Here is a 15,867-nt window from a genome sequence, read left to right on the forward strand (position 1 = left end):
AATGATTGGTTATATTTCGCAGATTTGAACTAACGTTGCCGAGGTTAAATTTACAAGTGATTTTGAAAAAATCCAACTAGACCAAGCGCTTGTAATGCATGAGAATAAAACGGTTTTAATTATTAAAAAAATTCTTGACCAGAACACTGTAAGAGCAGTTGTTATTCTCAAGGCTGAACCAATTGCAATTGGCTCTCAAGTTATAAACACACTTAATTTTTTGCAAGTACCAGTTGGTCCTAGTGCCAAAAATCAAGTTTTTAACATTTTATCACAATCGCAAAATACAGCGCAATACCGACCGCAAACAATTCCGATCAATTCAACAATTAATGCAACCAAAGAAAATTTTAACGTAAAACATAAGTTATTAGAAACAGGAATAAAAGCGCTAGATTTTTTTGTGCCGATTTTTGAAGGGTATAAAATCGGAATTTTCGGCGGTGCCGGGGTGGGAAAAACCGTTTTAATGAAGGAAATAATTTTCAATGTTTCAAAACAAAGGCAAAAAGTTTCCTCAATTTTTGTTGGTTCAGGTGAGCGTTCCCGTGAAGGGTTAGAGTTATTTTTAGAACTAAAAGAGTCAAATTTAATGGCAAAATCAACAATGTTTGTTGCGCAAATGAACGAAACTCCTGGCGCTCGGTCAATGATTGTGCCAATGGGAGTAACCGCGGCTGAATATGCTCGTGATTATGAAAAAGAGGATGTACTCTTATTTATTGATAATATCTACCGGTTTATTCAAGCAACAAATGAGATATCATCGGCGCTTGAGAAAAATGTGTCAATCGGTGGGTATCATGCAACTATGGCTTCTGATGTGGCTTTTATTCAAGATAGGTTATATAAAAATGAAAATGGTTCAATTACTTCGTTTCAAACTGTTTTCCTACCAATGGACGATCTCTCCGACCCAGCAGCGATTACTTTGTTTACGCACCTTGATTCTTCTTTTGTGCTTTCCCGTGATAGAATGTCTCGAAATATTTTCCCAGCCTTTGACCCACTTGTGTCAACTTCGAATTCAGTTTCTGTAAACATAATAGGCGAAAGACACTTTAATGCAATAATTGCTGCGAAAGCAATTATGAAAAAATATAAGGATTTAGAGGATGTTATTTTAATTTTAGGGTTTGATGAACTCGATGAGGAAAGCAAAATTATTGTGCGAAAAGCATTACAGCTTGAAAATTTTTTCACTCAAAATTTCTTTATGGCATCTGCTTTTACAAAAGAACCTGGAGTTTATGTCCCATTAGAGAAAACAATTGATTCTGTAATTCGAATTATCGAGGGTGAATTTTTAGATGTTTCTCCAACTGAGTTCGCGTTTATTGGTTCAGTTGATGATTTAGGGAAAAAGGAAAACTAAATTTCGCAGGTTAATTATTTTTTCGCTATTTAAAATTTAAAAAGTCATGTTAATTCATTATTTTTTAGATAAAATTAATACAAAATCGCTACATATTTTAAAAAACTATAAAAATTTTCATTTTTTGAGCAAAGGTTTTTATAGTTTTAATTTTTCAGAATTACCTAAATTAAAAAGGAAAGTCACGAATATCCTAATTTATACAGTTTTTAATTGAACGGTGATTATTTTAAGAATAAATGTTTGAAAAAAAGCATCCACAATTTTTTCATTTTAAAACTTAAAAATCTATTTTTCAGGTTATAATGTAAATCAACATATTATAAAAAGCACCCGGAAATTTTATTGCAAATTTTTGAGTTTTTTGATATAATTTCAAAAAGATGAAAACATCAAAAACCCGTTTTTTATTTGTTTTAGATCTTGACGGAACCGTTTTATCAGATAGCGCAAATTCGGAAATTCATCCTGATACTGAAGCGGAAATTAAAAAAGCGGTTGAATTAGGTCATGTCGTTTGTATTTTAACTGGAAGACCATGAAGGTCAACAAAGCCCATATATGAAAGACTTGGGTTAAACACGATTGTTGCTAACTTTAATGGCGCTTTTGTGCATAATCCAACTGACAATGATTTTGTTCCGATCATAAATTATATAAATTTAAATGATATTTTATACATTATGGGCGATAAGCGTGTAAGAGCCGAGATTTCTAATATCGCAATCGAAGGTCCAGGGTGAGCAAAAATTAAAAAGCGAGATCAACAACTTGAACAAGTTTTTGGCTTTAACCACCTGCCCAATTTAAAGCCCGGACTTAATTTTCACCGTATACCTTTAAAACCGACCTGTTTGATTTTTGATACTAAACCAACAACGAATGTAAGCGAATTTAAAATTTATTTAGAGCGAAGATATGGCGATTTAGGAGAGTTTTCTGCCTGATCTAAAGGGGAAAACCACACTTTTGTATTTGACATGACTGCAATCGGGGTCAATAAATCAAAAGCAGTTTCGATGTTATCACGTTATTATAAAATTGATCTTGATAATATAATCTCAATTGGCGATAGTTATAATGATATTGGAATGTTTATGGTTTCAACAATTTCGGTGGCAATGAAAAATTCGCCTCCACAGGTGAAAAAACAGGCAACAGTTATTCTCAATAAAAGTAACAAAGAAGGTGGAGTCGGGGATTATATCAGACGTTTTTTAAAAAATCCACAAAAAGAAATTGAAAAATCAAAAAAAATTAAGGATATTCGTTCAGCTGTTACAGTAGGAACAATTGATTATTAAAAAATGACATTTAAAAAAATAGCAATTTATGGCGGAACTTTTAATCCAGTCCACAAAGCGCATATACAAATTGCGCAAAAAGCAATAGAATTTTTGGATTTAGACAAACTTTTTTTTGTTCCTAATTATTTGAATCCGTTAAAAAAAAGAGCAAAAAACATTGCAGATCCAGATTTTCGTTATGAAATGCTTAAATTAGTCCAAATTGAGAAAACAGAAGTATCAGATTTTGAAATTAAAGCAAAAAAAATTAGCTATACAATCGATACGGTTAACTATTTTGCTAAAAAGTATCCTGAATCAAAGCTATTTTTAATTATTGGTTCGGATAATCTTCGCAATTTTAAATTGTGAAAAAATTATTCTCAAATTCTGGAAAAAGTCCAACTTGTTGTTTTTGCGCGGAAAAATTATCCTAATTTACGACGACTTAAACTTTATAATGCCCTAATTTTGCCAACAAAACCTCCTAATTTTAGTTCCTCTGAGATTAGAAAAGGTGATTTTTCAGGTCTGGATTTAAAGGTTCGCGCATTTATTGGCAAGAATTTCCTTTATGCTGATGCAATTCTAACCAGTTTTCTAGGAAATTCGCCAAGATTAATACATTCAAAAAATACTGCCAGACTTGCAAAAGAGTATGCAAAAATCAATAATTTAGATTCAAAATTAGCCTATTATGCTGGCTTATTTCATGATCTTACAAAAAAATGAACAAAAAGCCAGCATCTTGATTTTTTAAAGTCTCAAAAAATTGAAACAAAAAATTTACGTGAATACCAATTACATCAACTTTCAGCCGCAATTTGGCTCAAAAATATTTATTTTTTACCTTTTGATCAAATAATTAAAGCAATTTCGTGTCATACAAGCCTTTGTTTTGAAATGTCCTTGTTTGATAAAATGGTCTATGTCGCAGATAAATTAGCCCGTGGTCGGAGATTTTTAGGAGTGCAAAAATTACGTGCTCTTGCACGACAAGATCTTGAAAAAGCATTTAAAAAATTGGTAAAAATGTCCCAAAACCACCATAAAGACGCCCCAAATTCACCGGAGCAAAATCTAATCTATGAAAAACACCAAAATTAGGACAGCAATTTTTTATGCCGATGTTCATGAGGCGCAAAATTTAGAACACTTTGGCGCAAAATTTCTTAGAAATTATAAAGTTTTTTCTAAAGAAATTTCACTTTGAGAGTATAAAAATCACGCTTTTTTTTATATAAATTCAGGAATTGGTCTTATTAATGCAGCAATCTTTGCTCAAAAAATTATAGCTAAATTTATGATTACAAATATAATTAACTATGGCGCATGTGGGGCAAATGCGACAGTTGATTTTTATAAAATGAAAAATCAGTTAATTTTTCCGGAAAAATTCTACCTTTTAGATGTTAAAACTCCTTGATATCCACCAGGGCAACTTCCATATGAGCCTGAATTTTATCAAAACAATAAAATCGGTAAAAATTCTATTCTTGGATCTTCGAATAGTTTCATTTTTAAAAAAGAGCAAGTTAGTGAGTTTACATTTGTTAGTTTTTTTGATATGGAAGCTTTTGCTTTTGCGCAAGTAAGTGAGAAAAATAATTCAAATTTTTATTGTATAAAATATTTAACGGATCAAATTGAAAATAATTCGGAAATAGAAGAGGTTAATTTAGCGATAAAAAAAGGCTCCAAAAAAGCAGTTAAATTTGTATTAGAACTACTTTCACAACTCTAATTTTTCTTCCTTTTAAGCATCTTGATTTTAAAATGTTAGTTAATTTATAGTATTTTTTAATTTTACATATTAGCTAGCGCTAAATTTTTAAATTATGATATACGTTCTGGATATCTTCATCATCAAGGAAATTATCGATTTGGTTTAAAATTTTCTCTGTAGTTTCCTGGTCCAATTCTACTCGCGTGCTAGGGAAATAACTAATTTCAACAGCCCTAAAATTTAGTGAAAATCTTTTTTCAAGTTCCGTTTTTAGTTCATTAATTTTTCGTGGGTCACAATAGATTAAATAACTTTCTTTATTGACTTCAAAATCGTTTGCACCATTTTCAAGAGAAAAAAGCATTAAATCTTCTTCTTTTATTTCGCCTTTTGCAATTTCAAGGTAACCTTTTTGCTCAAATAAATAAGGAATTGAATTTTGTTTTCCAATTTGGCCATTTGCCCGGCGAAAAAGCGCTTGTAAGGAAGCAATTGCGCGATTAACATTATCGGTGAGTAGTATAATAATAACGCTAATTCCGTGAGATAAAGTTCCTGAATAAATTATTTCTTTGTAATTTTCGCCGTTATTAGTTGACCCTTCGCCTTTTGCAATTGCTTTTTCAATATTTGATTTTGGCATTGATTTAGCACGTGCTTTGGAAATAATTAGTCTTAATGATGGATTTGAATTCGGATCGGATCCGCCTTTTGCGACTGCAACCATTATTTCTTTAGAAAATTTATTAAAAACTTTCGCTTTAAGGGCATCTTGGGCACCTTTTCGGTGTTTGATATTTGCTCATTTTGAATGTCCAGCCATTAAATTTCTCCTAATTTTTTCAAAGGTCGCGGAATTTTATCTCTTTTATGTTTGCTTGAATTGTGTAATTTAGTGATCTTATCACGGATTTCTTTAGTTACTAGATTTGGGTTTTGAAAAAAAAGGTCTAATTCTTGATAGCTAAATCCCATTTCTGCTTCATCAGTTTGATTTTCTCAAAGATTTGCGCTTGGTTTTTTCTTAACTATTGTTTCTGGAATGGCGATTTTTGTTGCAAGTTGTAAGACTTCCGTTTTAGTTAAATTAACAATTGGCAATAAATCAGCACCACCATCGCCATATTTTGTAAAATATCCAAGATACATTTCCGAAAAATTATCTGTTCCTAATACCAAATAATCAAATTCTTGGGCAAAAGCGTATAGCGAAAGCATTCTAAGACGAGGTTGAATATTAGAAGTTGCTAATTTGTTTTTTAAATTAAACTGCGTTTTTAAAATTTCAAAAGCCGGTTTTAGGTTAATTTCTTTACTTATTATGTTAAATTTTTCAACTAATAACTGAATATCAGATTTGTCATTTTCCATATCCCGAATTGGCATTATAAGACCAATATGTGAATCAGGAAAAGCATTTTTTGCTAAAACAGCAACTAAAGCCGAGTCAACGCCCCCGGAAATTCCAAAAATAACACCCTTTTTATTCGCTTTTTTAACTTTCTTTTTGATTCACGCAACGAGGTAGTTAAAATAGTTTTGTAAATCTTGTTTATTTTTCATAATAAAACTTTAAGAATTATAACACAAAATTAACTTTTTAGGTGTTAAAGCAGAAACTTAATAAAATTATTATAAAAAAAACCTAAAATTTTACTTATTTTTTGAATTTTTGCAAAATTCTTGCTAAACTAGCTTGATTTTTTTAATTATGTCGAATGAGATTGACTGATTCAAGATATTTTATAACTTCTTTTTCAGTTGCAAATTCTAATGCTTTTTTTGCGACTTGTTCCATCTGATGATAATTTAGTTCCGAAATTAGCTTTTTAACTTTTAAAACACTACTTGCAGAAACCGAAAATTCATCAAGTCCTAAACCTAATAAAAGTGGAATTGCATTAATATCACCAGCCATTTCGCCACACATCCCTACTCATTTGCCTTTTTTATGAGCGCTATCAATTGTCATTTTAATAAGTTTTAGTAGTCCAGGATTTAAAGTTTGGTATAAATAGGCAACTTTTTCATTCATGCGATCGGCTGCAAAAGAATATTGAATTAAGTCGTTAGTGCCAATTGAAAAAAAATCAACATGTTCGGCAAATTTTTCAGCAAGAATTGCTGATATCGGAATTTCGATCATAATTCCGATTTTAATATTCTCACGTTTTGCTATCCGCGGATTTTTTGCATAAATTTCTGTATAAACTTCCTCAAAAATAGCCTTTGCAGCAAAAAATTCGTCAAGAGTTGCAATCATTGGGAACATAATTGCAATATTGCCAAATTCTGATGCACGCACTATTGCTCTTAGTTGAGTTTTAAAAATTTCGACTTTATCAAGCGATAGCCGAATCGCGCGATAGCCTAAAAAAGGGTTCATTTCCTTTGAAAAATCAAAGTATTTTAAGGTTTTATCCCCCCCAATATCAAGTGTACGAACAATCACTTTTTTTGGCCTTAAATTTTCAAGGACAGTTTTATAACTTAGAAATTGTTCATCTTCTGTTGGTCAGTTCTGTTTATCCATATATAGAAATTCTGAACGAAATAGGCCAATTTCATCAGCATTGACTTTTTTAGCAGCAAAGGCGTCTTCAACTGAGCCAATATTTGCGGCAATTACTACTTTTTTACCATCAAAACTTGTTGATTTTTTATATAAAAACTCTTTTAGTTTTGCTTTTTCACGTTCAAAATTTTCTTTTTGAATTTTAAATTCGCTAATTTCTTGCTCATTTGGGTTTATGATTCCCTGTCCAAGATCGCCATTCATTGCAATAATATCGCCATTTTCGACTTTTTCTAAAATATTTCCAATTCCTAAAATTGCTGGAATTTCTAAGCTTCGTGCCATAATTGCAGAATGCGAAGTTTTAGAACCAATATTGGTGGCAAAACCTTTGACAAATTCGTTAAGTTGCGCAGTATCTGAAGGTTTTAAATCATCAGCGACAATTATTATGTCTGTATCGATAGTGCTAAGATCTAAAATGTTTAAATTTAGTATGTTTTTAATAATTCTTTGTGATGCATCTTTGATATCGCTAGCTCGTGCCATCAAATATTCATCACCGGTTTCGAGCAAAAAATTAGTATGGTTTTTTGCAGTTTCTTTTAAAGAATAAGCGGCAGAATAACCTTGCTTGATTAGATTTATTGTATCATCTTCTAGAACAGGATCTGTTGCGATTAGAATATGAGCATCAAGAATTTCGAGTTCATCTTTTGCTAACTTAGTGGCTAGTTTTTTAATTTTTTCAATTTGCTTTACAGATTTTTTAACACCATCGTGAAAAAGTTTAACTTCAGCATCGATATTTTTTACTTTTTCATCGCTAATTTCAATTTTTTGCTCAACTAGTTTAAAAACTTTTGCAATTGAAATTCCACTTGAAGCACCAATTCCTTTGAATTTATGAGAATGAAGTTTTGCCATTTTATACCTTCTTTTTTAGAAAAAATATGTCTAGTGAACAAAATTATAAATTATTTTGTCAAAAACTAATAAAAATAACACCACTTAATGAGATATTTTTTACAAAAAACAGCCAAAATAAATCTGAATTTTTTATCTAAATACAAACTAATAAAAAAAATAACATAAATTTTGTTATTTTTTTTATTTAAAATTTTGCTTTGCTTTTTAATTTTCAAAAAGCAAAGCAAAATGAACCATCATGTTAATTGTTCAAATATTTGTTAACAAGGTTAATTAGATCAGTTTTTTTTCACATAAATTGGATTAATTTTTGCTGTTCTGATTTATTTAGTTCAATATTTTTAGTTTCAATTTGTCCAAAAAGATTAATTTTAACAGGTAGCGAAAAAAAATCGTTTTTAATATTATAAAAAGAATCAACTCAACAATTTAAAAGAAAAAAATTTTGTCTTTGCTGGAAAATATCTAACAAAATTGTTAACAAAATTGATGCTAATAACCAATTTTCAGGTGTTTTTCTAATAATTTTTTCTAAACTTTTATCGTTAATTTTCTGGATAATTTTTTCAAATGATTCAATTTTTTCTTTTATTAAATTTTTATTTTCAAATTCTTGGACAATTAAAAATCCATGGCCTAAATCACCGAAAACAAAAAAGTTGCCATTTTTTGCAACGTCTATTTCTGATTTTTTTAAAAACGAATCAAAGCTAATATTTTCTAAAACTGAACCAATTCCAAAGACTTTTTTGCCAATAAGCCCTGAAGAATCGCTAAAAATTTTACACAGAATTGCGTTATTATAACCTAAAACAAAGGCAATTCCGTTAAAATTTGAATTCCTAACTAAATAGCCTATTTTATAAATTCATTCAGCATTTTCAATTGCAAGATCGCTTAAATTCATTCCAGGAACTAAACTTTGGTTTGGCTCAACTATCAGAATATCCGCATTTTCTAAATTTTGATAATTTTTGAAATATATTTTATTCTTATATTTGCCATAGTCAATTATGCTATTAAATTCTTCAATTATTTGGTTTGCTCTTGAAAAATCGTGATTAATTATTAAAAAATCAACATCAGTGTTTGTTAAAATTAAGTTGGAAATTAAATTTATACTAGTATTTGTGATGTTGATAAACCCAATTATCATAAATTTCCTTTTTAAAAAATTGCGATTTTTGATAATTTGTATTATAATTATCTTTTAAATGTCTTTTTATTTTTACCAAAATAAAAATTTTTTCTAATTATTTGTAACATTATAGCAAAATAATTAGAAAAGTAGAAGAGGTTGACTTTGTTACAAGTCAGAGCAAATATTTTTAAATCTAATCAATATTTTAAGTTTTTATTTAAATTAAGCTTTAAAAAAAAGGCGATTTATGTTTTTATCGCCCTTTCATTTGTAGCAACAACGATGCTTGCTTTAATCACAAGATTTTATGCTACTGAAAAAAATTTTAGTTTATTTTCATTTATCGTATTATTTATAAATCTTTCGTTGACGATAATTATTTCTTCTTATATGTTTTTATCAATTTTTAAGGATTTATCGATTTTAAGTGTTGATATTATAAGTTTTATTAAACCCTATTCGCGCCAATATTTTATTTTGACAAAACTTTTGTTTTTAGTTGTTTTTGGAATTTTTTGATCTTTTTTTATCAGTTTTTTATTAGTTTCTTTTTATATAATTAATTCGCGCTATTTTGATCAGGTAAATTCGCCTTTGATATGAGGTTTTTTATCGGCTTTTTTTTCATTTTTGATTTTTGGCGCGCTTACAGCATTAGTTAGTCACAAATTTAGTTCAAAATTGTCTTTATCAATTGCAATTTTTTCGTTTTCGCCTTTTATTTTAATTGGTTCAAGTTCAGCTTTTAGTTCAACATCAACAATTAATCGTTTTGCCGAAATTCTTAACTTAGAACATAATGGTTATGATTCTAATACAATTCTCGATGTGGAAAAATTTTACCTTAATAATAAAAAAGATCAGTTTTTTATTATCCCAAAACAAGTTGGAAATCCAAATTTTTCTAAAAGACAAGTTGAATATATCCAAAAAGCTTGAAATGATAGTTCAGCAGCGGCACAAGTTTGGCAAGCGGCTTCTTATTTGTTAATTCCTTATCAATTAATTAATGTTTTTGAGCCAAAAGATCGCGATGCAATTGAAAATGCGGTCGGCGTTAAGGAAACTTTTTTAAAAAATTATATTTATTCAAATAATTTAGCTTCAAAGAAAAATAATTATTTCCTTTCCACAAATCCGGCTATGAAAAAATATAAACTTTCAAGTGGGCAGCAAGTTTTTCTTGTTCCTGGCGCACTTAAAAATGATTCTCATTTTGAGAATCTAGAAAATCGCGAAATAATTTATGCAAACGAAGATGCCACAAATTTTGCAAAAATTTTACCGCAGGATTCCCAAACTTTTGGTCTAACTTCTGATCTTGTCGGCAAATTAAGGTGAAATTTAATAAAAGAATTATTATCATCACCGGTTTTTGATGAATATGCGGCAAAATTTTTTGAAAGTTTCAAAGCAAAAACTACACAAAAGGAAATTCTTGAGGAAATTTCAAAGAGAATTTCTACTGATAAAGAACTTTTGGAATTAAATGATGAAAAAACAGCTGTTCTTGCAAAAAAACTTGATATAAAAAAAGTTGAAAATCAAGTACAAAAAAAAATTTATTTTGCAAGCGCGCTAATTTACTGACTTTATTTTAATAGACCAAATAGTGAAATTCTTGATAGTTTTTTAATAAATGAGAAACAAAATTTTGACCCGGGTCCAATTTTTGTCAAAATTGACCAACAAAAGTACCAAATTGGTGGCTTTTCATCGTTTAGCGCCGAACAAAGAGTGGTTGAAAATAAGGTCATTAAACGTTTTAACTTGTCAAAAAGTGATAATTTTTTGTTTCAACCTGTCTTGCAAATGATGGAAATCAAATTTAATTACCAAGTAGTTTCGAAAAAAATTTATCCAATAATTTGGGTAGTAATTTCCGCAGTTTTTTTCTATTGTATTTTCCGGATTTATTCAAGAAAGGATTATAAATAATGGCCGATTGAATTTTAGTGGTTAATAATTTAACAAAAATTTATACAAAATCAGAAAGCGGTGTTAAAAATATTACTTTCAAAGTAAAAAAAAACCAAATTCATGCATTTATTGGCGAAAATGGCGCAGGGAAAACAACCGTAATTAAATGCATTGTTGATGCTTATCAAAAATTTTCAGGAACAATTTTAATTAACAATTTTTCAAATAAATTACCTGAAGCCAAAAAATTTATTGGTTATGTCCCGGAAAATTCATTTTTTCCTCGCGAGTTTAATTCTTACGAATTTTTATATGAATTTGGGCTTTTATCAAAAATGAAACCAGAAATTGTAAAGAAAAAAATTGACTATTATTTTAAATTTTTAAAAATCGAAAATTTAGCAAAATTAAAACCTTTTAATTTTTCATCTGGCCAAAAGCGGAAAATTATGATAATTCAGTCTTTGATTCACGATCCAGAATTAATTATTTTCGATGAACCTTTTTCAAATCTTGATCCTTCTGCGCGAAATGAGTTTCTTGCAATTATTAAAATTTTACAAAAACAAGGGAAGACAATTTTTTTATCAAGTCATAATCTCCAAGAAATCGATTCATTAATTGATAGTTTAACACTAATAAATAAAGGAAAAATTTATTATTCAGGCGAAAAAACTGAAAGTTTGCAAAAAATGTACCAAAAATATATTCAAAATAGGGAAACAGTTCACTAATGAGAAAAAAAGTTTCTTTATTTTTATTTTCGCTAACACTAGTGCCATTTTTTTCATTTTTTTCATGCAGCAACATTTATCAGTTTTATGACTATACCCCAAAAAGCAGCAATAATTCTTTGCTCAAAAATCAAAAATTACAAGAATTTGTTGACTCTGTTTTCGCAAATAATGAAAGTCAAAAACACGATTATATCGCAAGCCAGCTTAACCAAAATTTAGTAAAAATTTCCACAGAATTAAAATATTCCCTAATTTTTGCAAGGCCTTATTTTGACTTTTCAAATGATGAATATTTTAACACAAGAAAAAGTTCCAATTATACAATCCATTCATATTTAGCGAAAAATTGGTTGTTTTTACTAAAAAATATCGAAAAATTATCCTTTGTTTTCAACCCTTATTTGAGCCGTTTTGTCAAAAACCCAAACGAAATTAAAGCAGAAAAAATTCAAAATAAAACAATCAAAATCACTAATAAGAATTTTGATTTTATCAAAATTGATCGCGAACAAGATCAATTTATAATAAACAACGTTTATTATTTGATTTTTGATAATAACAAATTTATAAGATTTACTGTTTTTGGTTCAAATTCAGAGCTTAAAACCAAATTAGATTATAATATTTTCTATCTTGAACAGCAAATTCCGGATAAATTTTTGTTTGTAAATAGCATCGAAAACTGGATTAAAGCGAAAGAAAAAAGTTATTTTCAGAATAAACTAAATCAAGCAAAAGAAAATCTTAAAGATGAATTTGAAGAGAAAAAGCTTGAATTACAAAGCAAAATTAGCGATTTAGATAGTCAAACTAATCTTGAAGATGAAAATGATAGCAACTTTTGCAGTCTAGAAAATCCAGAAAAATGCAGTGAAGGACAACTAAAATTTTTAGAATCACTCAAAAGTAAATCCGGGTTTGGAAAAAAAGTCTCACAAATTTCTGAATTTTATAAAAACAGTCTAGATCTTGAACTAACACAAGAAAAAACCGCCGAAAATTCTAATTCAAATAGCGAAAATCCAGCGCGTTTAATAAATAATGAAAAACAAGAAAAGCCAAAATCTGAGTTAGCAAAACTTGAAGAAAAATACAAAAAAGATTTAGAGAATCTTGAAACTGATGTCCGAAAACTGATTTATGCTGAGAAAAATGACTTATACCAGTCTAATTTTTTCACTGATATCACTTCAGATATTTCCAGTTTTAACTCACCTTTTAATTTTTATAAATATAGTTTATTTTCAATTGATTTAGAAAAAACCACGGAAAAAGAGCAAAATAAAATATTAAAAAGTCCAGAAAAATCAAATTATTTTAACAAATATAGCGATTTTATTGATAAAAAATTAGAAATTAAAAGCAAAAACGAGACCGAAGAAGAATTTAATTCTCGCAAGGTTTATGAATATATTTTTAATACAATCTGAAAAAACGACGAAAAAGCAAAAGTTTTTTACCTAAATAATTATCGCAAGCAAGAAAATATTGAAAAATTAGAAGCAAAATGAAACACAATACAAAAAAACTTGGTTAATTTACAGTTTGAACGTGAAAATTATGATGCAATTATACAAGAATACGAAAATTTTGTTAGCGAAAATTGGCTTTTTATCCTTGAAAGACTTGATAAAATTGCGCTTTTATTTCATAAATGATACTTATTTCCGGACCAATTTGCTGAAGATGGCAAACTAAAAGTTGCCCACAACCAAGAATTTAAAGATTTTGTGGCAAATCAAGAACCACTTTCTGAGCCATTTTTTTATTCAAATAAATTTCTTGAATCAGTTTCTGAAGGAGATACTTCATTAATTCTTACCACTTTTAAAGATCTTTATATTTTAAAGCAAAACACATTAATAAATTTAAAAATTGAAACATCGGGGATAAAACCAAAAGTTAGATTAAATCCTTATGTTTATCATTTTCCGAAAACGAAAAATAAAATTTCCGTAAAAATTCTTACAGAAATTTTTCACCAAGCATTATATCATGCTTCTAAGGAAAGTTATTTAGATTTTGAAAACGATTTTGTTAAAAAGTTTCGCTATAATTTACCAGCACAAATGATTTTTAGCGAAAAATTTAAGGGGAAAAATGAAAATAAGTAAAAAAAAGTTGATTTTTGTTGGCGTTTTTCCGGTTTTCGCTATGAGCTTTTTAATCAGCTGTGAAAATCAGTTAAATTTTTTAAATGTTTCTAGGGCAAACTATCAAAAATTTGCTATAATTAATCGGAACGAAAAAACTATCGCTAAACCTTTTTTCGAGAACGCTAATATCTTGGAATTGCTAGCGAAAATTTATGATACTAACGATTCAAAAAAACAACTTATAAGCCGCATAAATGCAATCGAAACTGAAAAATATATAAGCGATTTAGCGTTTAAATTTAGTTTTTATAATCCGATAAATCCTTGGCCCAGCCATTCAATTGTTGGTGGTTTAGGCAAAAAAGATTCAAATCCTGTTTTATTCGAACAGGCAAAAAAATCGTTTACGGATCTTTTTAAAAACAATTGACTTTGGTTGCTTAAGAATCTAGAAAAAACAGTTTTTATCCGTGGCCTTGCCGAAATTGATCAATTCCAAGAACAAAACGAGGAACTTAATATTAATCTAAAAGAAAAAGCGCTTAAAAATAGTTTCTATCAACCAAAGTCAAACAAATTTACTGATATTGCAATTGTTGGCTCAAAAACTGAAAAAAATGAAGAAAATACAAAAAATGAAATTGAAACGAAAAATTATAAAATTTTTCTATTAAATGAAGAGAATTTCATTTTCTCATTTAATCTTAAAAAAGAGTTAAAAAACGGAAAATTAATCAATTCAGAAATTAATTTAAATCCTTGAATCCGAATTTATCCTAAATTTTTAAATAAAACTGACCAAAAATTTCCTTTACAGGAATATGCAAGAATAGTTTCGAATTATCGGACCGGAGTTCTAGGCGCAAATGTTTCGCTTGTTGAAAAGTCTATTTTCGAAGAAAATCAAGGCGGAAACGTTTTTTATTATACTTTGGTTGATTTTAAAACAAGCTAAAAAAATTTAAAAAAATCTAGTACCTTTTTAAAATTTTTTAAATGTTGTATAACGTTTTAAATTTTTTAAATTTTAAAAAGGCTAGAAAGAAATCTCAAAAAATTATTTATTTTTTTATTAATTTTTTTAAGTTTACTATATAATTTCATTTCGATAGGTTTAAAATTGCTTTTTAAATTTTTTCACTAAAAATAAAAATTGTCTGCATTTTATAAAAAAGGAGAAAAATGCCATATTTGGATAAGCAAAGAAAAGATGGCCTTTTGCAAAGCGATGCATTCTATAACGAACTGTTTCTTGGTTTGTTTGGGTTTGGGTTTTGGTATTTAGGCAGAGTTAGTTTAGCAATAATTCGGTTTACGTTTACGATTGTTGGTCTTTTAATGATTTTCATTCCACAAATGATGTATCTTGGCTCAACAGCTCAAGACGAGATAAAAAATGATGTTTATATTTTAACAATCGTTGGGGGGGTGATTCTTGCTGTTTCTTTACTTTGAAATATCATAACTACGATTATGATATTCACAGCCGATATGCGTGATGATAGAGGAGGAAAAATTCTTCATTGGGGGACAGAAATCGAAGATAATCCTGATTTAGAAGACGCATTTGATATCCCGGTTGAAGAAGAAGAGTCTACTCCAGTTTTGGCAATGGAAACAGAGTCAGTTATAGAAGAAACTGAGGCCTTAGATTTGCAAGTTGAATCATTAGAACCAGAATCATTAGAACCAGAGCCCGTTACAGAGCCTGTATATTTTGAGCCAGTTAAACCAGTTTTTGAACCTGAGTTTGTTACTGACCCAGTTGTTGCTGAGCCAGTTTTTGGGACACAACCAGTTAAACCAGTTGCTGAACCTCCAGTTGCTGAACCTGTTGTTAAACCAGTTTTTGAACCAGTTGCTGAACCAGTTAAACCAGTTGCTGAACCTGTTGTTAAACCAGTTTTTGAAGTAGAGGAAAATTTTGATATTGCTCGACAAATTGAAATGATTAATACTGAACAAGTGCAAATCAGTCAATTACAAACTGTGCAAAAAGCAGAAATACCAGTTGATTTTAGCGCTTTAAAACACATTCATCACACAACTTTTACAATCCAAGAAATCGAAAGTGGAATTGTTGATGAACATTTTGAAATTCGCGGTCAGCACGATATAAGTTGTCATAAATAATTTTTGCT

General features: G+C 29.0%; 13 protein-coding genes. 9 read left to right on the forward strand and 4 right to left on the reverse strand.

Annotated features, from left to right (window positions below):
* Position 1 precedes the first annotated feature (1 nt).
* From MYF_RS01020 to MYF_RS01040, 4 genes are all read left to right on the forward strand, one after another.
* Positions 2-1,375 carry an MSC_0618 family F1-like ATPase beta subunit gene (locus MYF_RS01020; protein WP_002558014.1) on the forward strand — a complete coding sequence of 458 codons (1,374 nt, stop codon included), beginning with the start codon at positions 2-4 and terminating at the stop codon, positions 1,373-1,375.
* A 383-nt stretch (positions 1,376-1,758) separates the two neighbouring features.
* Positions 1,759-2,679 (forward strand): Cof-type HAD-IIB family hydrolase, encoded by a 921-nt coding sequence (locus MYF_RS01030; protein ID WP_002558016.1) that lies wholly within the window; start codon positions 1,759-1,761, stop codon positions 2,677-2,679.
* 3 nt (positions 2,680-2,682) lie between these two features.
* Positions 2,683-3,768, forward strand: a complete 1,086-nt coding sequence (locus MYF_RS01035) for a nicotinate-nucleotide adenylyltransferase (RefSeq protein WP_002558017.1) — start codon at positions 2,683-2,685, stop codon at positions 3,766-3,768.
* The gene (locus MYF_RS01040; protein WP_002558018.1) at positions 3,749-4,405 is read left to right on the forward strand and encodes a phosphorylase family protein; all 657 of its coding nucleotides are present in this window, start codon (positions 3,749-3,751) and stop codon (positions 4,403-4,405) included. The genes MYF_RS01035 and MYF_RS01040 overlap by 20 nt, the downstream gene beginning before the upstream one ends.
* A gap of 79 nt (positions 4,406-4,484) precedes the next feature.
* Here MYF_RS01040 and MYF_RS01045 read toward each other — a convergent pair whose 3' ends face one another.
* The 4 genes from MYF_RS01045 to MYF_RS01060 form a co-directional block, all read right to left on the reverse strand.
* On the reverse strand, positions 4,485-5,210 hold the full coding sequence (locus tag MYF_RS01045; RefSeq protein ID WP_002558019.1) for a YebC/PmpR family DNA-binding transcriptional regulator: 726 nt from the start codon (positions 5,208-5,210) through the stop codon (positions 4,485-4,487).
* Positions 5,210-5,950: an NAD(+) synthase gene (gene nadE, locus MYF_RS01050; protein ID WP_002558020.1), complete on the reverse strand. Its 741-nt coding sequence runs from the start codon at positions 5,948-5,950 to the stop codon at positions 5,210-5,212. The genes MYF_RS01045 and nadE overlap by 1 nt, the downstream gene beginning before the upstream one ends.
* 142 nt (positions 5,951-6,092) lie before the next feature.
* Entirely contained in the window at positions 6,093-7,829 is a 1,737-nt protein-coding gene (ptsP, locus tag MYF_RS01055; RefSeq protein ID WP_002557985.1) for a phosphoenolpyruvate--protein phosphotransferase, read from the reverse strand.
* A 244-nt stretch (positions 7,830-8,073) separates the two neighbouring features.
* Positions 8,074-8,988 carry a Rossmann-fold NAD(P)-binding domain-containing protein gene (locus MYF_RS01060; protein ID WP_002557984.1) on the reverse strand — a complete coding sequence of 305 codons (915 nt, stop codon included), beginning with the start codon at positions 8,986-8,988 and terminating at the stop codon, positions 8,074-8,076.
* Between the two features lie 147 nt (positions 8,989-9,135).
* On the opposite strand from MYF_RS01060, the gene MYF_RS01065 reads away from it, so the two are divergent.
* The 5 genes from MYF_RS01065 (at position 9,136) to MYF_RS01085 (ending at position 15,859) form a co-directional block, all read left to right on the forward strand.
* A complete protein-coding gene (locus tag MYF_RS01065; RefSeq protein ID WP_231237889.1) occupies positions 9,136-10,911 on the forward strand; it encodes an ABC transporter permease in 1,776 nt (591 codons plus the stop codon).
* Positions 10,911-11,627 carry an ABC transporter ATP-binding protein gene (locus MYF_RS01070; protein ID WP_002557982.1) on the forward strand — a complete coding sequence of 239 codons (717 nt, stop codon included), beginning with the start codon at positions 10,911-10,913 and terminating at the stop codon, positions 11,625-11,627. Before MYF_RS01065 ends, MYF_RS01070 begins: the two co-directional genes overlap by 1 nt.
* Positions 11,627-13,744, forward strand: coding sequence for an aromatic motif membrane protein (locus tag MYF_RS01075; RefSeq protein WP_002557981.1), 2,118 nt, complete (start codon positions 11,627-11,629; stop codon positions 13,742-13,744). The genes MYF_RS01070 and MYF_RS01075 overlap by 1 nt, the downstream gene beginning before the upstream one ends.
* Positions 13,731-14,681, forward strand: coding sequence for an aromatic motif membrane protein (locus MYF_RS01080; RefSeq protein ID WP_002557980.1), 951 nt, complete (start codon positions 13,731-13,733; stop codon positions 14,679-14,681). The genes MYF_RS01075 and MYF_RS01080 overlap by 14 nt, the downstream gene beginning before the upstream one ends.
* Positions 14,682-14,908: 227 nt before the next feature.
* A complete protein-coding gene (locus tag MYF_RS01085; RefSeq protein ID WP_039387544.1) occupies positions 14,909-15,859 on the forward strand; it encodes a hypothetical protein in 951 nt (316 codons plus the stop codon).
* Positions 15,860-15,867 lie beyond the last annotated feature (8 nt).

Origin of the sequence: Mesomycoplasma flocculare ATCC 27399 (assembly GCF_000815065.1) — a bacterium.
GTDB lineage: Bacteria > Bacillota_I > Bacilli_A > Mycoplasmatales > Metamycoplasmataceae > Mesomycoplasma > Mesomycoplasma flocculare.